This is a genomic window from Agrobacterium sp. 22-214-1 (assembly GCF_053522465.1).
In genome coordinates this window covers 69,609-88,081 of record NZ_JBNWCK010000011.1, presented here as the reverse complement: position 1 = coordinate 88,081, position 18,473 = coordinate 69,609, and the positions used below count along the sequence as shown (strand labels likewise).

At 60.3% G+C, this 18,473-nt stretch carries 15 protein-coding genes and 1 pseudogene; 9 read left to right on the top strand and 7 right to left on the bottom strand.

The features are described from left to right. From ACQZ5G_RS24700 to ACQZ5G_RS24690, 3 genes and pseudogenes are all read right to left on the bottom strand, one after another. Complete coding sequence (locus ACQZ5G_RS24700) at positions 1-453, bottom strand: hypothetical protein (RefSeq protein ID WP_448739231.1); 453 nt, start codon at positions 451-453, stop codon at positions 1-3. A gap of 18 nt (positions 454-471) precedes the next feature. Further along, a complete protein-coding gene (locus ACQZ5G_RS24695; protein ID WP_448739232.1) occupies positions 472-2,391 on the bottom strand; it encodes a ShlB/FhaC/HecB family hemolysin secretion/activation protein in 1,920 nt (639 codons plus the stop codon). Between the two features lie 490 nt (positions 2,392-2,881). Beyond that, a pseudogene (locus ACQZ5G_RS24690) lies at positions 2,882-3,225 on the bottom strand (VOC family protein). Positions 3,226-3,489: 264 nt separating this feature from the next. Here ACQZ5G_RS24690 and ACQZ5G_RS24685 point away from each other — a divergent pair. The 3 genes from ACQZ5G_RS24685 (at position 3,490) to ACQZ5G_RS24675 (ending at position 5,110) form a co-directional block, all read left to right on the top strand. Then, on the top strand, positions 3,490-4,089 hold the full coding sequence (locus ACQZ5G_RS24685; protein ID WP_065655312.1) for a superoxide dismutase: 600 nt from the start codon (positions 3,490-3,492) through the stop codon (positions 4,087-4,089). 104 nt (positions 4,090-4,193) lie between these two features. Next, positions 4,194-4,529, top strand: coding sequence for a ferredoxin FdxA (gene fdxA, locus ACQZ5G_RS24680; RefSeq protein WP_142781403.1), 336 nt, complete (start codon positions 4,194-4,196; stop codon positions 4,527-4,529). A gap of 11 nt (positions 4,530-4,540) precedes the next feature. Beyond that, positions 4,541-5,110: a flavin reductase family protein gene (locus ACQZ5G_RS24675; protein ID WP_448739233.1), complete on the top strand. Its 570-nt coding sequence runs from the start codon at positions 4,541-4,543 to the stop codon at positions 5,108-5,110. A 60-nt stretch (positions 5,111-5,170) separates the two neighbouring features. Here the strand turns inward: ACQZ5G_RS24675 and ACQZ5G_RS24670 are convergent, their stop codons facing one another. After that, complete coding sequence (locus ACQZ5G_RS24670) at positions 5,171-6,079, bottom strand: AraC family transcriptional regulator (RefSeq protein WP_448739234.1); 909 nt, start codon at positions 6,077-6,079, stop codon at positions 5,171-5,173. 95 nt (positions 6,080-6,174) lie between these two features. Between ACQZ5G_RS24670 and ACQZ5G_RS24665 the strand changes: the two genes are divergently transcribed. Next, positions 6,175-6,924 carry an SDR family oxidoreductase gene (locus ACQZ5G_RS24665; protein ID WP_448739235.1) on the top strand — a complete coding sequence of 250 codons (750 nt, stop codon included), beginning with the start codon at positions 6,175-6,177 and terminating at the stop codon, positions 6,922-6,924. Between the two features lie 141 nt (positions 6,925-7,065). Here ACQZ5G_RS24665 and ACQZ5G_RS24660 read toward each other — a convergent pair whose 3' ends face one another. Then, on the bottom strand, positions 7,066-7,962 hold the full coding sequence (locus tag ACQZ5G_RS24660; RefSeq protein WP_448739236.1) for a glycerophosphodiester phosphodiesterase family protein: 897 nt from the start codon (positions 7,960-7,962) through the stop codon (positions 7,066-7,068). 212 nt (positions 7,963-8,174) lie between these two features. On the opposite strand from ACQZ5G_RS24660, the gene ACQZ5G_RS24655 reads away from it, so the two are divergent. The 5 genes from ACQZ5G_RS24655 (at position 8,175) to ACQZ5G_RS24635 (ending at position 14,843) form a co-directional block, all read left to right on the top strand. After that, on the top strand, positions 8,175-9,323 hold the full coding sequence (locus tag ACQZ5G_RS24655; RefSeq protein WP_448739273.1) for an ROK family protein: 1,149 nt from the start codon (positions 8,175-8,177) through the stop codon (positions 9,321-9,323). A 198-nt stretch (positions 9,324-9,521) separates the two neighbouring features. Then, positions 9,522-10,028 (top strand): sigma-70 family RNA polymerase sigma factor, encoded by a 507-nt coding sequence (locus ACQZ5G_RS24650; RefSeq protein WP_020808834.1) that lies wholly within the window; start codon positions 9,522-9,524, stop codon positions 10,026-10,028. 84 nt (positions 10,029-10,112) lie between these two features. Continuing rightward, positions 10,113-11,081, top strand: coding sequence for a FecR family protein (locus ACQZ5G_RS24645; RefSeq protein ID WP_448739237.1), 969 nt, complete (start codon positions 10,113-10,115; stop codon positions 11,079-11,081). Between the two features lie 109 nt (positions 11,082-11,190). Beyond that, on the top strand, positions 11,191-13,620 hold the full coding sequence (locus tag ACQZ5G_RS24640; protein WP_448739238.1) for a TonB-dependent siderophore receptor: 2,430 nt from the start codon (positions 11,191-11,193) through the stop codon (positions 13,618-13,620). Continuing rightward, the gene (locus ACQZ5G_RS24635; RefSeq protein ID WP_448739239.1) at positions 13,620-14,843 is read left to right on the top strand and encodes an MFS transporter; all 1,224 of its coding nucleotides are present in this window, start codon (positions 13,620-13,622) and stop codon (positions 14,841-14,843) included. Before ACQZ5G_RS24640 ends, ACQZ5G_RS24635 begins: the two co-directional genes overlap by 1 nt. Before the next feature lie 56 nt (positions 14,844-14,899). Here the strand turns inward: ACQZ5G_RS24635 and ACQZ5G_RS24630 are convergent, their stop codons facing one another. Continuing rightward, positions 14,900-16,882 (bottom strand): phosphatase PAP2 family protein, encoded by a 1,983-nt coding sequence (locus tag ACQZ5G_RS24630; protein WP_448739240.1) that lies wholly within the window; start codon positions 16,880-16,882, stop codon positions 14,900-14,902. Between the two features lie 253 nt (positions 16,883-17,135). Beyond that, positions 17,136-18,416 carry an ABC transporter substrate-binding protein gene (locus ACQZ5G_RS24625; RefSeq protein ID WP_448739241.1) on the bottom strand — a complete coding sequence of 427 codons (1,281 nt, stop codon included), beginning with the start codon at positions 18,414-18,416 and terminating at the stop codon, positions 17,136-17,138. Positions 18,417-18,473 lie beyond the last annotated feature (57 nt).

Genomic DNA, 18,473 nt, shown 5'->3' with positions numbered 1-18,473 from the left:
TTAGCGGTCTTTTCTGTTCGTGTCGGCCTGGGATGGCTTGCTGTCGAGTTTCTTGTAGACATCTGCCAGCTTCGACTGTGGGGCCGGGCATTTTTTGCTTCTGGCAATTTCCGCAAGGACCTGATTGCGGTTACGCAAGGCGTCGATCTCCAGTTTTTCCGGCGATTTCGGATCCATGAAAAAAAGGGCCGGCCAGAACAGAAGAACACCTGTCGCACCGAGGATCACGTTTTTACCCTGCGCGTCGGATCGTTCTTTCACCGTCGCCAGCACCTGCCGCTCGTTGGCCTCGAACTCGCGCTTTATGCCGGCGCAGTCGAAAGCACTGTCGGCCGGGTTGGTCGAAGACACCGGATGTGCCGCCCGGCCACCGCAACCGGAAACGACAATGGCTGTCGCCACCAGGGCGGAGACGAGAGATAATTTAGGGGTATGAAAAGAAGAGTTGATCATAATATTCTCTTTTGAAGCCTACCAGCGTGCCGTCACGCTGGCGAAAATGAGATTTCCGCGCCCGCCATTGACGCTGCTGGAAAATGCCTGGGAGTAGCCAAAATCGGCGCTGATGTTTCCCCCCACGAGTTTCGCACCAACGGTCCAGCTTGCGAGGTGGCCGCCGGAGATATCGAAGCGATCCTGTGAAAACACGCGGCCGTAATCGAGACCGAGGTAGGGGCGTAGCTCGCCCAGAACGGGCGCAAGACTGGTGCCCTCCCATGGCATTGTCCGCCAGGTCAATTCGTTGCGGCTGAAAAACCCGTTATTGCCGAATATGACGCCTTCCCTCAGGCCGCGTACGTTGCTGGAGCCACCAAGGCCGATCTGTTCTGCGCCAAACATGTTATCGGGCGAATATTGGGCATTGAGGAGCGTGGTTAACTCGAACCGCTGGCCAGCCGCCTCGAACGGCCGCGTCGCGCTGACGGTCGTGTTGAGTTTCAGGAACCGAGGATCGGCCGTGCCGGCTCCGGGCTCTCCGGCCTCCACCGCGTCAAAGAGATCGAGACCCTTATCAAGGGCAAAATCGAGGGCGATGACGCCACCCAGTATTCTTTGTGAACGCGACAAGCCCAGAGTGCCTATGGTGTATCGGCGGCTTCCGACCTCAATCCGGTTACCGAGAAGGAAGTTGTCGGTCTGCTTATAGGTGAGACCGCCTCTGAGGGTCGTGATGGAGTCCTTGTCGCGCAGAATGACACGGTCGATGCCAAATCCAACCTGACCGGAATTACCGGAGGTTTCGATAGACCCGAAATTGCCGGGGATGGCGCTGTCATATTCGTACCAGGAACCATTCGCCGAAAACGTCCAGTAGCCATAGGGTACGCTTGTATTGACCGAATAACTGTTACTGCGCCCGCGACCATCATCATCCCAGGGGTAGTCCGGGCCGCTACGCCCATAAGATAGCCCCAACTGATCATTGAGACCCAAGAGGTCATCGAAACCCAGGGAAATATTGCTTTGGGAGTAGCCGGTGCTTTGCTGGCCGAGACTATTATTGGAAATGCTCACGTACCAGGGTTTGCCCGGCTTGTTCTCGACGTTGAGAATGGATGTACCATCCGTTTTTCCCGGCAACATCGAAGTCTTGGCGTTATTGGACGACAGACGGTTGATCTGGTCCAGCCCCTGCTCAACATCACGAATGTTGGCAACCTTTCCTTTCATGCCGGGAAAGGCCGTGGCGAATGAACCGTTCTGCTCGGCCGGTTGACCATTGAGGTAGATATCCGCGATCGTGCCTTCGACAACGACCAATCTCAGCAATCCTGTTCCGGCAATATCCTGCGGCGGAACATAGGCGCGTGACGTCACGAACCCCTTGTCTAGATAGATGTCAGTGATGGCCTTGAGGAGGGAGGTGATGTCGGCAACGCCGACGCAACGATCGTTGAAAGGCCGCGTCAGTGTTCCAAGCGTAGCGGCAGACAGATTCGCCGCACCTTCGATCTCCACACGGGAGATATCGAAGCATAAATCATCGGGCTTCGCGTCGCCTCGCGGTGCCTCGCCCTCACGGCCAATGACACTATCAGGGGTTATCTGTTTCAGGTTTTCAAGCCGCTGCAACTGCTGTTGCTGATCCTGTTGGCGGGAAAAATCATCGGCGGGCGACTGGGCACTTGCCGGCTCTGACGCGAGCAGGCCCGCCAAAAGCAGGGTGGTGACGGCCCATTTGGAACTGTTGGGCGCGGCCCTCGAATTACCCAAAGTATTCCGCTCTGCCTGAATAGCGATCGGGGAATAAGCGGAAACTCGAACCGCCGTCACAATTGCGAGACAAAAATCAGGAGGAAGTGGCGATCGGAAACCAGGAATGAAAGCAGTAAGTAGCATATTTAGGAGGCCTGCATTTGAAATGAAGTTCGTCGCGGCAATGCCGCCCATGCTTCACTCTGCAGCTGTCCTTGCTGTCGATCCCATACCGGGTGCATAGATCAGTTCATCTGATCCAAGAAGCGTTAAAGTAGTAACTTTCTTTGCGAAACGATAGTCGCAAGTCGTTTGCTCAAAGAACCGCGCACGTTAAAAATTCACGTAATAATCAATCCTACCAACAACATGGCAAGAATGTTACTTTTCATCCGTGATTTTTCACGACAATCCGCCGAATCTCCTCGCTACGGATCCTTTAGTTCAAATAACAACCAGAAGTTATTGCAATACGTATCACCCTGCAAGCCCCTCACAGGTACCAAAGTTAAGGAAAACTAAAATTGCTTCGCAGCCGGCGACATATTGGGGCAAAGAGATGGCTCGATCTCGATCGCCGAATTCGGAGTTCATCCAGTGGTCAACCATTGCGGTTGCGGACTAACAAAGGGAATGTTTTAGCCTCACTCACCCCCGGTCCGAGCATTGCGGAGCGCAAACGTCTTCAGGTTCGGGCGGGCTCCCACAATTCCACGGGATTGCCTTCCGGGTCGTGTATCCTGACGAAACGTCCAACCTCCGAATCCCATTCGGCCCAAGTTTCAACCTCTACACCTTCGTCCGTGAGCTTCGCGATGAGGGCATCGAGATCATCCATTGCTGTTCAGCACTGTCGAAATAATCGCTGTCTCTGGCGAAAGGCCCAAAAATCGTCATTCCGGCGTCCTGCTGCCATACCGATTTATGCAGATTGTCGATGCTGAGATGTTTCTTATACCATTCAACCAGGTCAGGGACATCTGCTGCTCTGAAGAATACGCCACCAATTCCAACGGCTCGGCCATGAATTCCTCCCGCTTTGCGAGAACGGACGCGATGTTGCGCCGCCGCGGCGGCAATATCAGGCAGGACCATTGATTACGCCGGTCTCAAATCGCGAAAGGTGAGCTTTGCCACGCCGAAACATCCATCCGTTACTCCGACTGGCGCGCACGGCACAGCGCGAAAAAACCTCTTGACCTGAACCATGGTTGAGGTCCTAGAAGTACTGTCACCTTGTTTTCGCAAGGCTTTTTCCATGCTCTTGAGCGAACAGTTGACAAAGGATACCCCATGGCTTTCCAGCTTCCCGACCTCCCCTATGCCCATGATGCGCTCGCCCCCTCGGGCATGTCCGAGGAGACGCTGAAGTTCCATCACGATCTTCACCACAAGGCCTATGTCGATAATCTCAACAAGGCGATCGTCGGCACCGAATGGGAAAACAGGAGCCTCGAAGAGATCGTCCGGGGCACCTATGAGAAGGGTGCGGTGGCGCAATCCGGCATCTTCAACAATGCCTCCCAGCACTGGAACCACAATCTCTTCTGGGAAATCATGGGGCCGGAAAATCATGCGATCCCCAAGGTGCTGGAAGATGCGCTGACGCAGTCCTTCGGCTCGGTCGCGCTGTTCAAGCAGAATTTCGCCCTCTCCGGCGCCTCCCAGTTCGGTTCGGGCTGGGCGTGGCTGGTGGTGGATACCGACGGTTCGCTGAAGATCACCCGCACCGAAAACGGGGTCAATCCGCTCTGCTTCGGGCAGAAGGCGCTTCTTGGCTGCGATGTGTGGGAACACAGCTATTACATCGATTTCCGCAACAAGCGCCCCGCTTACCTCGAAAACTTCCTCGACAATCTGGTGAACTGGCAGGCGGTCGCCGCCCGCCTTTGATTTGAGCCCCACCGATCCGGCCGGTCCCGCTGCCCTGGGCGGCCGGCCGGATCAGGCGCAGCCGGACAGCCGCCGTCCGGCTGCAACTCCCTTCGAGCGTCTCAATGCCCTATGTCGTCACCGAAAACTGCATCGCCTGCAAATACATGGACTGCGTGGAAGTCTGTCCGGTCGAATGTTTCTATGAAGGCGAGAACATGCTCGTCATTCACCCCGATCAATGTATCGACTGCGGGATTTGCGAGGGCGAATGTCCCGCCGCCGCGATCCGGCCGGATACCGAAGCGGGGCTGCATGTCTGGCTCGACCTCAACCGCCACTATTCCGGCATCTGGCCGCGCGTGCACGAGAAAAAGTCACCGCCTGACGATGCCGACATCATGAATGGCGCTGCGGCGAAGATGTCCATTTTTTCGAAAAATCCGGGAGCGGGCGGTTAGCCCGGCATGTCATGTCTCATAATCTCAGGCTGATCGATGGCGGCGTGGTCAATCACGCGCATGTTCCGCTGAAAGCTTGCGCCTCTCCGATGATCTCCCCGCGTGAATTCAAGGATTCAATGGCCGGCCTAGCCTTCACCGTGGCGGTGGCCGCGGCCTGCCACGCCGGAGAGCGGGTTGGGCGCACAATCACCTCCTTCATGCCGCTCAGCGCAGAACCGCCGCTTCTGATGATCTCCATCGACGCCAGCAGTCGCATGGTCGATCTCATCGCAGCGAGCCGACACTTCTCCGTTGCGGCACTGGCCAGAGGACAGGAGGAGATTGCCGATGTCTTTGCGGGCAAGGGAAATCACCCGGACCGGTTCAGCATCGGAGACTGGGATGCCTGGCCGTCAGGAAGCCCCAGACTTGCCGATGCGCTTCTGTCCATGGACTGCGAACTTGTCGGTTCCATCGATGCCGCAGACCATATTCTGTTCGTGGGCGCCATAACCGAAGCAATATCGGACCGGCTGCGCAAAGCCCTGCTCTGGAGCGAACGTGCCTATACCGGCACGGATCAACGTCACTCCCTCTAGATGGTCCGAAAAGGCTCCTGCCCTCGCCGTGACCGGCACGGCTGGAGAAAATCCGCGCAGTCAGTGCCTGTCGCTGTTCGCACGGGCAAAGCTGCCCGGAGCGACGCCCGTTCTCCTGCGGAAAGCGGTGCTGAATGCGCTGGCGGATTCATAACCGATCTCATCCGCGATATCGTCGAGCGACTTCACCCCGCGCATCAGCGCGTCCCTGGCAAGCGCCATCCGCCAGCGGGCCAGATATTCAATCGGCGCGCAGCCGAGCATTTCATGAAAACGCGCCGCGAAGGCCGAGCGCGACATGCCGGCGATGCCGGCCAGTTCGGCCACGGTCCAGTTCGCGCGGATATTGGCGTGCATGGCGGACAATGCGCGGGCAAGCCCCGGCAAACGCATTCCCTTCACCAGTCCCGCCGGAATTGCCTCGTTGCCCGCGTTCGGCCGCCGCAGCACTTCAACCAGTAAAACCTCCAGCATGCGCCGGATGATCAGTTCCTTGCCCGCATCCTCGCGCGTGCATTCTTCCGCCAGCAATTCGATCAGACGCGCCAGCCGGGATGCTCCGCCCTCACCTGCCGGCACATGGATCAGCTCGGGCATCAACGAAAGCAGCAGCGCCGCATTGACCCGCTCGAACGTGAAACTTCCTCCCAGCGCAACAAAATCGGGTTCCCCTTGTTGTTCCCCATGCCGCACCGCCTGATCTTGCGGCTCGACCGGAATGCAGTCGACGTCGGTATCGCTGCAGAGCGAGAAGGCGGGCGTGGAGGGCAAAAGCAGAAAATCGCCATGCGCCAGCCGCAGCGGTTCCCGGCCATCGATCATGACCCAAGCCGCACCGGCCAGCACCAAGGCAAAACCCGGGGCGTCATAGGCGCGATAACGCACACCCCATCGGCCTCGTCCGGAAATCGGCTTCGAAACGGCGGCGCTCGGCCGCAGAAGATCGATGATATCGCTAAGAGGATCCATTGTCTGGACGATCAATAATAAATTACGGTTTCTAAAGCATATATCATCCAAAACACACCGTCTATCTCCGGTCATATCGAACAATGGAGATTATGATGACCAGAACGATCCTCATCACCGGCACCTCATCGGGCTATGGCAAGGCAACCGCCGAGCTCTTCCTTTCGCGCGGCTGGAATGTCGTTGCGACCATGCGGCATCCGGATCCCGACCGCTTCGTTGGCGACACTGAGCGGTTGCGCGTCCTGCCGCTGGATGTGACGGACGAACAAAGCATCGCGGCGCTGATCGATACGGCAGGTCCGGTCGATGTGCTGGTCAACAATGCCGGCATCGGCATGGTCGGCGCTTTTGAAGCGACACCCATGTCGGCAATCCGCACGATCTTCGACACCAACAGCTTCGGTGTGATGGCGATGACGCAGGCGATAATCCCGCAGATGCGAAAGCGCCGATCCGGCACGATCATCAACGTCACATCCAGCGCCACGCTCGCCTCCTTCCCGCTCGCCGCCGCCTACACCGCCAGCAAGCAGGCAATTCAAGGTTTCTCCGGTTCGCTCGCGCATGAACTCGGTCATTTCAACATCCGGGTGAAGCTGGTGGAACCGGGCTATGCCCCGACCACCCGCTTCACGACAAACGCCATCCTGCCGCTGGAACGGCTGCTGCCGGAAGACTACATGGACTTTGCGGGACCAATTCTTGAAGGCTTCGCCAAACCGGCCATGACGACCAGCGAAGGCGATGTTGCCGAAGCGATCTGGAGCGCCGTCCATGACCTATCCGGCCAGCTTCGTTTTCCTGCAGGTCCTGATGCAATTGCGCTGTCTCGGGCAAACTGACGACCGATAGCGGCCTGACCGGACATTGCTCGATTGCGGCGTTTCAGCCGGCGATATGCAGATGGCAGATGTTTCAACACATCTGCCATCTGCCATCTGCCATCGACCAGGACGATGGCGACGGCGCTTCGAGACGCTTGCTCATCTTGCCCACGCTCTACCCGTCGCGCCGGGGGCCGTCTTCAGCCAGCCGGTGAAAGCTTCGACCTCATCCGTCTGGATCGCTCCGACGCCGGCCTCGGCGAGAGCGCCCCACACGGCTTCAGGGTCCGCCAGCGCGCGCGTGTCGTTGAAATCGAGGCAATGGGCGACGTCGAGCGTGTTGATCCAGAGACGGATGTTCTGGCGCTCCATCTCCGCACGACCTTCAGCCAGATCGGCTATATCGGTGAATTTCACCTCGATCATCGGCGCACGCAACGCCTCGATACGGCGCAAATCCTCCGCAAACTTGCCCTTCCGCACCGGGAACATCGGCATATGCGGGATCTTGCCGAACCAGTGCGCATCCAGCACCTCGAAACGGGCGGCTTCCGGGTCGATATCGGTCTTCACCAGTACCTGATCCTGAATATCGAGCCGCAGCACGGTTTCCATGACCAGCGGCAGATCGCGGGCGAATTTGGTGTCGATATTGACGGTGATCCTGCCGCGCGCCTCCTCCAGCAATTCTTCCAGCGTCGGCACGCATTCATCGGTCACCTCGGCCGCATCGCCACCCGCACCGGCCTTCAGTCTCGCGGCGCGGACCACCTCGAAGGGCAGCGCATTCACGATGCCCTTCCCCGTCGTCGTGCGGTCGAGTGTCCCGTCGTGAATGACGACGAGCCGGCCATCGGCCGTCGCCTGCGTGTCGATCTCGATCATCTCTACCCCCGCCGCAACCGCGGCACGGACGGAAGCCAGCGAATTTTCGGCGGTGGCGGCCCAGAAACCGCGATGGGCAATGGTCAGGATGGCCGGATTGTCGCGCGAGCAGAGCGCAAGGACATTGCAGGGGCTGGAGGTATTTCGGGAGGCGGCAAGGGTTTGATGCATGATTTTCACTTTCAGACGTTGTGTTTACCGGCGCTGGTCGCTCGGGTCAGACTTTCCCCGTGCCCGCCGCCGAGACGGCTCCTGCGAACCGGTTGTTGACCGTCTGGATTTAATACACTCATAGTGTAATATTTATAACAGGATCCATGAAAAGTTATGTCAGCCATGGTGGTCCGCATTGCCGCCGCCCCGCACAGCCATTATCCAGAGCGATGACCATGGATCAGACCCAGCGCCAGAGTTTCGACCGCCAGCCGCTTGCCAGCGAGAATGAGCGCCTCGTTCTCGATATCATCCGCCGCCACGGCCCCATCGCCCGCGCATCTATCACCGGCCACACCAACCTGACGCAGCAATCCGTCCACCGGCTGATCGAAGGCCTGCTGGAGCGCGGGCTTTTGCAAACCGGGGCGCCGCTCAAGGGCACGCGCGGCCAGCCGAGCCCCACCATCGAACTGGTGCCGGAAGCGGCCTATTCGCTCGGCATTTCCATCAACACCGATTCCGTGGTGATCTGCATCGCCGATCTCCGCTGCGACGTGGTCATCGAGGAAAAACTGAAGATGCTTCCGGAGGATAGGGAGGAGACGCTTGCGGCCTTGTCGCAGGCCCTCGAACGGCGGCTCTCGGAACACGGCATCCCACGCGAGCGCCTGCTGGGCCTCGGTTTTTCCATGTCCGGCTTCTTCGTGTCGGAAGACCGCGCCTTCAACGCGCCGGAGCCCCTGCGCGACTGGTCTCTGATGGACCTGAAGCCGATCCTCGAAGAGAGGTTCCGGCTGCCGGTCTGGCTGGAAAACAACGCCACCACGGGGGCAATCGGTGAAAGCCTTCGCGGTGTCGGCTCCTGGTGCCAGACCTTCGCTTATCTGTCCTTCAATTACGGTTTCGGCGGCGGGTTGATCCTCGGTGGCCAGCCGTTTCACGGCTTTCATGGCAATGCCGGCGAATTCAGCGGCATATACAGCCCGGATGAATCGCCCAAACGCCCGGCCCTGCAATATCTGATCGCCACGCTCCAGAAAAACGGCGTCGACATCCATTCCATCGAAGCGCTCTATCAGCAATTCGATCCCGCATGGCCGGGCGTCGAGGAGTGGCTCGCCGAGACGATACCGCAGGTGGACAGGCTGGTGGCGAGCCTGATCGCGGTTCTCGATCCGCAGGCCATCGTCTTTGGCGGGCAATTGCCGCGTGCGCTGGGCCAGATGATGATCGAACGCGCGCACATGCCCTCCCGGCGCGAACATCGCTATGGTGTCGGGCCAAAGGAGGCGAAGCTGGTTCTCGGCGAGGCTAAGGGCGATCCCTCGGCTCTCGGCGCGGCGCTGTTGCCGCTCAGGGTGCGTTATTTCCTGTAACTCAGCCCAGGCGGCCTGATGTAATCCCGCAACAATCATCACGGAAACGTGAGCCTGATTTCGCCCCCGGTTTTTTACTGGTTGGCAGCTTGCACCCGAAGGCGATAAATATGATTACAACTATCATGTTTATCGCGACATGACGCAGCATATCCAGCATGCTTCATGCGCCAAGCCAATACGTCACCGGGTCGATTGATGAGCAAAGCCCTGTTACAGGTTCTCGATGCCGAGGAGGAAAGCCGCCTGATGCGGTTTTTCCGCCGACGCCTGCAGAACCGGGAAGACGCCGCCGACGCCATGCAGGAAACCCTGCTGCGGGCGCTGGAGGTTTCTCATGCGACGCTGATCGACAATCCACAGGCCTATCTCTTTCAGATCGCCCGGTCCGTCGCCCGCCTGACCGCCATTCGCCAGTCGCGCGAGCGGCCGTTATTCGCACCTTACGAAGCGGGCTTTGCCGTTGCCTGCGAAGAGCCGGGGCAGGAGCGGATCGTCGCCGGGCGCCAGCACCTTATTTTAATGGCGCGGGCCATCGAGGCCCTGCCCAAGCGTTGCCAGCAGGTCTTCGTGCTCAGCCGCCTGCATGGCCATTCCAATGGCGAAATCGCCGCCCGTCTCGGCATTTCCCGCAACATGGTGGAAAAACACATCATCAAGGCGCTGCTGCACTGCCGTCAGGTCCGCGCGCAAATAAAAATGTAAACCGGCATCAGGTGTTCGCATCCTTTTTCACTCTATAAGGGAAAAGGACCACATCTCAGCACGCAACAAACGGCAGATCAGGACATGAACAAGCGCCCGGACGGTCTGAAGGATAACGGCTTGACCGATAACGCTCTGGCCGAAGAGGCCGCGCTGTGGGTGGCGCGCATGCAATCCAGAGACGCGACGGAAGCGGAGCGCGAGGCGTTTCATGTCTGGCTGCGGGCCGATGCCGCCCATGCCAGCGCCTATGAGGACATGCAGAGCCTCTGGGGCGAGCTTGGCGATATAGAGCTTGCGCCGGTTGAACAGCGAAAACGGCGCGGACCTCGCCGGGCGATGCTGGCGGGTGTTGCCGGTCTCTGCCTCATCGGGCTTGCGGCGCTGTTTGCGGAGAAAAGCGGATTGAAAGACCGCTGGCAGGCGGACTATTACACCGAAATCGGCGAAACACGCATGCTTTCGCTGGAAGACGGCAGCCGCATCAGCCTGAACACCGATACCGCGATTGCGGTTCATTATTCGCAAAAGGAACGGCGCATCACCCTTCTTCGCGGCGAAGCTTATTTCGATGTCGCCAAAAACCCGGAGCGGCCCTTCATCGTCGAAGATGGAGCGCTGACGGCAAAGGCGCTCGGCACCCATTATTCGGTGCGCACCGGCAATGGCGCGCTGCCGCAGGAGGTGCAGGTGGAGGAAGGCCGGGTGGAAGTGACCACAGGCGCCGAGATCGCCGTGCTCACGCCCGGAGAGGCCGTGACCCTTGGCGGCGACGGCAGGCTGGTGCGCGCCCGCAAGGATGTCGCCAACAGCATGGCCTGGCGCGAAGGCAAGCTCGTCTTTTCCGGCCAGCCGCTGCGCGAGGTTCTCGATATTCTCTCGCAATATCGCCGGGGCCGCATCGTTATCCTCGACGAGGCGGCGGCGAGGCAGCACGTCTCCGGCATCTTCGACCTGAAGGACACGGATCAGGCCCTCACCATTCTCGAAGAAAGCCTTCCCGTTTCCGTATCGCGGCTTTCCGGAATGCTGGTTTTCGTCCGCTCGCGATAAAATAACTTTTTTCGCAAATCCGACGTCAGGAGTCGGCCCGCCTTTTCACTCTAGGCAATCAGGACCCGTTTCAGCGGGCAGCATGAGATCACGAGTGAGAGGGAATGACATGAATTTGGGCAAGCAGGCACGCGGCTGGTTCTGGCTGACGACGACGGCGATCATCGGGGGTATCGTCGCCGCAGGTCCGGGCGCCACGACCGCCAGCGCGCAGACACCGCCCGCCGCAAGCGGCGCACCCGCCACCGTCACCGTCTCCATTCCCGCAGGGCCGCTGGAAAACGCCATTCTCAGCTTCGGCCGCCAGGCCAATCTGCGCATGGTCTACCCCTCCGCGATCACCAGGGGTCGCAGCACCACCGGCGTCAAGGGCACGCTCAGCGTATCGGCGGCCGTCAGCGGGCTTCTTGCCGGATCGGGACTGAACTATGCATTGGCCGGCGGCAACACCGTCCGCATTTTCGATCCCGCCAGCCAGACCGGCGAAAGCGTCGGCTCGGCTGCCGCCGGCAGCACCCTGCTTGCGCCGATCACCGTGCAGGGCACCGGCCTTGAAGGCGCCAGGGGCATCATCGAGAGCAATGGCTATGTCGGCAAATCCGGCCGCACCGCCACCAAGACCGATACGCCGGTTGCCGAAACCGCCCAGTCGATCACCACGGTTAGCCGCAAGCAGCTCGACGATCTGAAGCCGCAGAACCTCTCGGAAGCGCTGAACTACACGCCCGGGGCGCGCATCGGCCAATATGGCGCGGAGCCGCGTTTCGACGCCTTCAAGGTGCGCGGCACCGATCTCAGCACCACCGGCATCTTCCGCGACGGCCTGCGGCAGGTCAGCAGCCAGAACGGCAGCGCCCGGCTCGAGCCCTATGGCGTGGAAGCGGTTTCCATCCTGCGCGGTCCCGCCGCCTCCATCTATGGTGCCAGCAGCTCCGGCGGCATCGTCGACATCATCTCGAAACGCCCGACCGAAGAGACGCTGCGCGAGGTGGAACTGCAATATGGCTCCTTCGGCCGCGTGCAGGGCGCTTTCGATCTTTCCGGCGCCGTCGATGACGAGAAGACCATGCTTTACCGCCTGACCGGGGTGGCCCGCGACGGCCGCAACGAAATCAGCGCCATCAAGGACGACCGGCTGTTCATCGCGCCGGCCTTCACCTTCCAGCCGGATGCCGGCACCAGGCTGACGCTGCTCGGCGAATATATGGACAGCACCACCGGCGGCACCTGGGGATACATCAACAATTACGGCAGCGACGGCAAGTCGATCGGCGCGACGCCGGTTTATGGCGGCGATTCCCGTTTTAATGATTTCGAGCAGAAACAATGGCGTATCGGCTATGAGTTCGAGCATGAAATCAACGACAACGTCACCTTTTACAGCAAGGCGCGTTATTCGGCCCTTTCGGCCGACCAGCAATGGGTCTTCGCCAACTATCCCGGCATCACCATCGAGGACAATGAAGGCGTCTCCGCCGATAATTACCTGAAGACCGAATTCGACACCGGCCCGGCGAAACATACGCTGCTGACCGGTATCGACTTCAGCCACATGTCCTACACCTCGAAACAGGGCAGCGGGCCGGGCCTGTTCACCGACACCTATACCTATGTGCCGGATGTATCGCTGATATTGACCCAGCGGATGAACACGCTCGGCATCTATGCGCAGGATCAGGTCGAGATCGACCGCTGGCGCCTGACGGCCGGCATTCGTCACGACTGGCTGGATACCGAATATCAGGCCCAGACCGTCGGAGGCGCAACGGCTCCCACCTATGACGGCGATGAAACCAAGACGACCGGTCGCGCCAGCCTCGGTTATGTCTTTGACAGCGGCGTGATGCCCTATGTCAGCTACGGCACCTCCTTCGTCGCCAATCCGGGCGTCATCATCACCACGGGAACGGTAACGGGCCAGGCGCAGCCGACGGTCGGCAAGCAATATGAACTCGGCGTGAAATATGCCCTGCCGCAATATAACGCCCTGCTGAGCGCCGCCTTCTTCAATCTCGATCAGGACAATGCGACGGTCTACGAGACCTCGTCCGGCATCAACCTGCTGCGCCAGCTCGACCTGCGCTCGCGCGGCGTGGAACTCGAAGCCACGGCCTCGCTCGACAATGGCTGGAGCCTCATCGGCTCCTATTCCTATAACGACGTTGAAATCACCAAACTGACGTCGGAAACGGTGGGCAAGCAGCTCAATTCCTCGCCCTATCACACCTTCTCGCTGTGGGCCGACTACGAATTCCAGAGCGGTGCGCTCGAAGGCCTCGGCATCGGCGCGGGCCTGCGTTATGTCGGATCGAGCTTCGGCGACAACCAGCACACCCCCATTCTCGACAACGAAGCCCGCACCTTCGTCGACGCCTCGCTGCGCTACGATCTCGGCAAGGCCCTGCCCTCGCTGGAAGGCGTGAAACTGCAGATCAACGCCACCAACCTTCTCGACGAGGTGAAACAGGTCTGCACCACGGGCTTCTGCTATTATGACGAAGGCCGCAAGGTCGTCGGCAGCATCCGGTATCGCTTCTGATGCTGCAGCAGAACCCTGCCACAACCAAGCCGTCGCCGGCCGCCGTCTTCGTGGCGGTCGGCGGGCTTTATGTCGGCCAGAGCGTGATTGGCGGGCTGACCTTTCTCGGCCTGCCGGCGGTGCTCAGAACCGCCGGACTGCCGCTGGACCAGATCGGCCTGCTTTATCTCGTCGTTCTGCCCTGGGCGCTGAAATTCCTCTGGTCGCCGCATGTGGAGCGTTACCGGCTGCCGCCCGTCGGCAGGAACCGGTCGCGGGTGATCGTCGGCACGGGTATCGCCGCCTGCGCCTGCGGCCTCGCCGTTCTTGCCTTCACCGGCCCGTCGCCGGTTTCCATCGCAATCGCCATCCTGTCGGTGATCGCGTTGGTGACGGCGACCGTCGACATCGCCTGCGACGGCTATGCGGTCGAAACGCTGGCGGAAGAGCATCATGGCTGGGGCAATGCCGCACAGGTGGGCGGCTCCTATCTCGGCTCCGCCATCGGCGCCGGCCTGTTTCTGGTGCTGGTGGAGCGCGCCGGCTGGACAAGCGCCACGCTGGTCATGGCCGGGCTGGTCATCCTGCTCGCGCTCCCCTTCCTGCTCGGCCCGGCGGCAAGAACGGTCACGCAAACACGGGACCACCTGCCATCGATCAAAAACGCGCTCAAGCGACGGGAAGTCCGCACCGGCCTTCTGGTCGCGGCTGTTTATGTCGCCGCGCAGAAATGGGGTCTGGCAATGCTCGGCCCGTTTCTGGTCGATTACGGCTTCGATCTCGCCACCATCGGCGCGCTGAATGGCGTGGGCAGCATGATCGTCGGTTTCGCCGGCGCGCTGCTCGGCGGCACCCTGGTGCGGCTCTACGGGGCATCACGAATCCTGCTCATCGCCATCTTCGTGCAGACGGCGCTGTTGTGCCTTTTCGCCTATTTCAGCGTTCATCGCGATATTTCGCAATGGGTCGTCATGGCGGTTGCGGTGGCAAGCTCGTCGGGCATCATGTCCATCGGCTTCGTCGCGCTTTACGCCTGCTTCATGGGCTGGTCCGACCCCCGGCAGGCCGGGGTCGATTTCACCCTGTTCCAGTGCATGGATGGCGTTGTCGGCATGATCGGCGGGCTGGGCGCAGGCGCGATCGCCGAAAAATTCGGTTATCAGGCCTCCTTCATCATTGCCGCCATCGTTTCGGTGCTCGCCGCACCGGTCATCTTCCTGCTGATGCGACGGCAGGACTCTTGAACCGAACCTCCGGGCGCGGCGGCTTAAGCCGTGCCCGGCAGGCCTCTTGCATCGGCCTATTCGACCACCACCGACAGTGCCGAACCGGTATAGACCGGCCGCAGCTTCACATTGCCCGCATCTATCGTGGCGAATGTCCCGGTCAGGCCGTTGGCGGAGATCACGTCGAGCCGCGTGCCGGCGGCCGGCGTGCCGCCATCGAAAACGAGCTTCAGCGTAGCGCCGTCCAGCACCGCATTGCCCTTGATCCGAAGTGCAGCCTTCTGCGGATCGACCGCCAGCGTGCCGCCCGACTGCACATAGTCGCCGCCGATGACAAGATCCGTCTCTCCGCCGAGCGAAAGCGTGCCGCCGCTGACCAGCACGCCGCCGGTTCCAAGTGCATCGGTGGACGACGCCACCAGCGTTCCCTCCCTGAGAATGGTGCCGCCGCCAAAGCTGTTATGGCCGCCAAGCGTCAGCGCTCCGCTGCCGGATTTGACGAGACGCCCTGCCCCGGTAATATCGTTCGTCCATCTGTCCGCCGCATTGAACCCGTCGGCGGCAGCGTCCATCGTCACCTCGACATCGCCGTCAAACGCGCCGTAACCGCTAGCGGCAGCGACCAGATTGATGCGGCCCCAGCCATTGCTGTCATCTAGCAGCGGATAACCGGCCTCGATGCCGGTGGAAAACAGCACGGCGCGGCGCTGGGCGGCATCGAGATAGGGCAGACGTGTCTCCAGCAGGACCTCCGCCCCCTTCGGCACCACCATCGGCGCATCGCCTGCGGCCCTGTCGCGGCTGAAGGAATAGGTCATGCGCCTGCGATAATCCGCCCCGTTCTTCGCCGCATCGGCAAATTGGTCGACATCCGGCTTTGCTCCATGGGCGAAATCGATAAGCGACTGGCCCTGCGGCAGGCGTTTGGCGAAATAGGCCTGCAAGGCCGCATGCGCGGCCTTCTTCACCTCGGCATTTTTCGGGTCCTGCAACATGGCCGCAGCCATGGCGGTTGCGGTGATGCGGCCGCCGATCACGTCGAGCGGCGAATGCATGCCGGCGACGATGCGGCTTTCGCCGAGTTCGGAGGCAGCCGTCAGCAATTCGGAAAAGCGCTCCGGCACCGCATAGGCATAGGCAATGGCGGCAAGATAGGCGGCATTGGTGTGCCCGCTCGGAAAACCGCCATCCTTGCCGCGCCCGCGATTTTCGCGCGCATATTTCAGCGCCGGCACGATGACGCCCGGATCGCTCTCATGGCTTTCGAAGCTGCGGTCGCCAATCGTTTCCTTGCCGGTCTCGATCACCTCGCCTTTGTCGTTCATGCGCCAGGGCCGTGGTGAGGAATAGAAATATTTCGCCGGCGACGTCGTGCCCTCCGGGCCACGGATCACCTTCATGAAAGCGACGAAATCCTTCAGCTCGCTATCGGCTGCACCCGCCTCGGTGCCCTTGTCGTCTTCCTTGCGGGCGATGACCGCGTTCGGGTCGAAATCAGCCAGCGTATGATTGATCGTCGTCGTCGCGCCCGCCCCTTCGCGATACCAGGCGGCAAGCGGCCCCATACCGTCGATGACGCTGTAACCCTGCGAACGGCGATCATTCATATAGGCTTCGAAAGCGGCATCGCGGGTGCGGTTCTCGCCGGTGACGGACAGCACGTAACGCATGTTTTCCTGCCAGACAGCGGGATCGACGATCTTCACATGGCTGAAATCCGCCGGGCCATCGCCATTGGCGCCGCCATCCGCCCATTTTTCATCGCCGAGTGTCCAGATGCGGTTGAAACCGGAGAGGATTTCAATGATCGGGTTGTCCCGGTCATCATAGGCGCGAACCGCCTCCCCCTTCTCATTCTTGCCGGTCTGGTTGCGATAATTGTCGGCAAGCGGCAGCGGATATGTTGCCGCCGGTTCCGGCACCGTAATCGCATAACCCTCACCTGCCGGCCCGGTGCGATCGAACGCCTGCGCGCCCGGAACCAGAACCAGCAATGCGACGGAGGCGAGCAGGCTCGAGCGTGCGGAAAGAAAAGACGACATCTTCAGTCTGGCCATGACGAATCCTATGATTTTCAGCGAGTGACGCGTGACGAAAACAGGCGGCGCAGCGTTCCGCGCGCCTCATCGTCAGGTTTAAACGGAGCGTATTTCAGTTTTTCGATGGGCCGCCGGGAACGGCTCCCTGCGGCAATTCCTCCAGCGAAAATGCGCCGCCTTCGGAAAGAAACGGCGCGATATGCCCGGAGCACCGCTCCGGGCATATCGTTCGAGAGCTTCATCATTCCGCCGGAGGCGGACGGTCGGGCCGTTATTTCTTGACCGCGACGGCCTCGTTGATCTTGGCGACGTCATCCTCCAGAACCTTGTAGGTCTGGTCGAGCGTCAACTCGCCGACGATGAGCTGGCTCATGCGCTGCACGATCTGCTGATACATGGCGCTGCCGCCCTTGGCGCGTTCGAAATCGCGAGCCGCCTGCGGCACGTTCTTCTTGTTATCGAGGAACACCTTCATCGCCGCCCTGGCGTCTTCGCTCTTCAGCTTGTATTGCGGATCGACGATCTCCGCGCCGGTCAGGATGACGTAGTTCTCGGCGATTTCCCGCTGCACCTTTTCGGAGCCGAGGAATTCGATGAAGTGAGCCACATCTTCCGGATATTTGGTGCGCTTGAAGCCGACAATGGCGGTGCCGCCGGGCATGGCGTAACATCCGGCCTCGCCGCAGGGCGCATTGATCGCTGTCCATTCGAAACTGTCGCCGATCTTGTTCTGGAACGGATTGACCATCCAGTTGCCGGCCAGATAGGTCACGACATTGCCGTTGACGAACTCGTCACCCATGTTCTTGTACTGCGAACCGCCGGCCGCACCCCACATTTCCTTGGGGAAGCTGCCATTCTGCGTCCATGAATAGATATCGGCGATGTATTTTTTCGCCGCATCGTCCGGGAAGCTGAACTTGCCGTCCTTCACATAGGTCGCGCCATAAGCAAAGGCGCCGCCGGAGAAGCGGTGGCCGGAACGGTCCATGGTGAAGGGAATCTGCACGCCGGTCGCCTTGGCGACACGGGCGGAAGCCTCGACGATCTCGCTGAATTTCGCGGTCGGGCCGGGCAAGGGTTCCCCCGCCTGCTCGAACAGCGTCTTGTTGACGAAGGGCAGGTTCAGCGTCTGCGACGCCATGTAACCATTGATCGACTGCGGATCGTTGACATTCGGCAGGCGAAGCTGGTTGAGGCTGGAACCGTGCAGCTTCGCGAAGGCTTCCGCATCCTTCATATAGGGGCGCATGTCGAGATAATAGGGCGCAAGCTGCCAGTCGGTGATCTTGGCGATATCAGGACCTTCGCCCACCGCAAGCTGCACCGGCAGCTGCTTGGAAACCGCGTCATAACCCGAAGACACGAAATTGATCTTCACACCCGGATTGGCCGTCTCGAACTCCTTGCTGAGTTCCGACATGCGTTGCACATAACCCTGGTCGTCATCCGTAAAAAGGAAAGTAATCGTGCGGGTCTCGGCCTGGGCCGTCGCAAGACCGGCGACAGAGGCCACTACGAGGGCGCTGACGCCCGAAAACAATTTCATCATGCTCATCCTCCCAATGAAAACATTTTCATAAATCGAACAGAAGCTCCTCTGCTTAAT

What these genes read in the sequence shown, in the direction of transcription:
- ACQZ5G_RS24660 (WP_448739236.1), bottom strand. Translation starts at nt 7,962, where the DNA reads ATGCATCAAACCCTTGCCGCCTCCCGAAATACCTCCAGCCCCTGCAAT.
- ACQZ5G_RS24670 (WP_448739234.1), bottom strand. Translation starts at nt 6,079, where the DNA reads ATGGATCCTCTTAGCGATATCATCGATCTTCTGCGGCCGAGCGCCGCC.
- ACQZ5G_RS24695 (WP_448739232.1), bottom strand. Translation starts at nt 2,391, where the DNA reads ATGGGCGGCATTGCCGCGACGAACTTCATTTCAAATGCAGGCCTCCTA.
- fdxA (WP_142781403.1), top strand. Translation starts at nt 4,194, where the DNA reads ATGCCCTATGTCGTCACCGAAAACTGCATCGCCTGCAAATACATGGAC.
- ACQZ5G_RS24655 (WP_448739273.1), top strand. Translation starts at nt 8,175, where the DNA reads ATGACCATGGATCAGACCCAGCGCCAGAGTTTCGACCGCCAGCCGCTT.
- ACQZ5G_RS24640 (WP_448739238.1), top strand. Translation starts at nt 11,191, where the DNA reads ATGAATTTGGGCAAGCAGGCACGCGGCTGGTTCTGGCTGACGACGACG.
- ACQZ5G_RS24700 (WP_448739231.1), bottom strand. Translation starts at nt 453, where the DNA reads ATGATCAACTCTTCTTTTCATACCCCTAAATTATCTCTCGTCTCCGCC.
- ACQZ5G_RS24645 (WP_448739237.1), top strand. Translation starts at nt 10,113, where the DNA reads ATGAACAAGCGCCCGGACGGTCTGAAGGATAACGGCTTGACCGATAAC.
- ACQZ5G_RS24665 (WP_448739235.1), top strand. Translation starts at nt 6,175, where the DNA reads ATGACCAGAACGATCCTCATCACCGGCACCTCATCGGGCTATGGCAAG.
- ACQZ5G_RS24675 (WP_448739233.1), top strand. Translation starts at nt 4,541, where the DNA reads ATGTCTCATAATCTCAGGCTGATCGATGGCGGCGTGGTCAATCACGCG.
- ACQZ5G_RS24635 (WP_448739239.1), top strand. Translation starts at nt 13,620, where the DNA reads ATGCTGCAGCAGAACCCTGCCACAACCAAGCCGTCGCCGGCCGCCGTC.
- ACQZ5G_RS24625 (WP_448739241.1), bottom strand. Translation starts at nt 18,416, where the DNA reads ATGATGAAATTGTTTTCGGGCGTCAGCGCCCTCGTAGTGGCCTCTGTC.
- ACQZ5G_RS24685 (WP_065655312.1), top strand. Translation starts at nt 3,490, where the DNA reads ATGGCTTTCCAGCTTCCCGACCTCCCCTATGCCCATGATGCGCTCGCC.
- ACQZ5G_RS24630 (WP_448739240.1), bottom strand. Translation starts at nt 16,882, where the DNA reads ATGGCCAGACTGAAGATGTCGTCTTTTCTTTCCGCACGCTCGAGCCTG.
- ACQZ5G_RS24650 (WP_020808834.1), top strand. Translation starts at nt 9,522, where the DNA reads ATGAGCAAAGCCCTGTTACAGGTTCTCGATGCCGAGGAGGAAAGCCGC.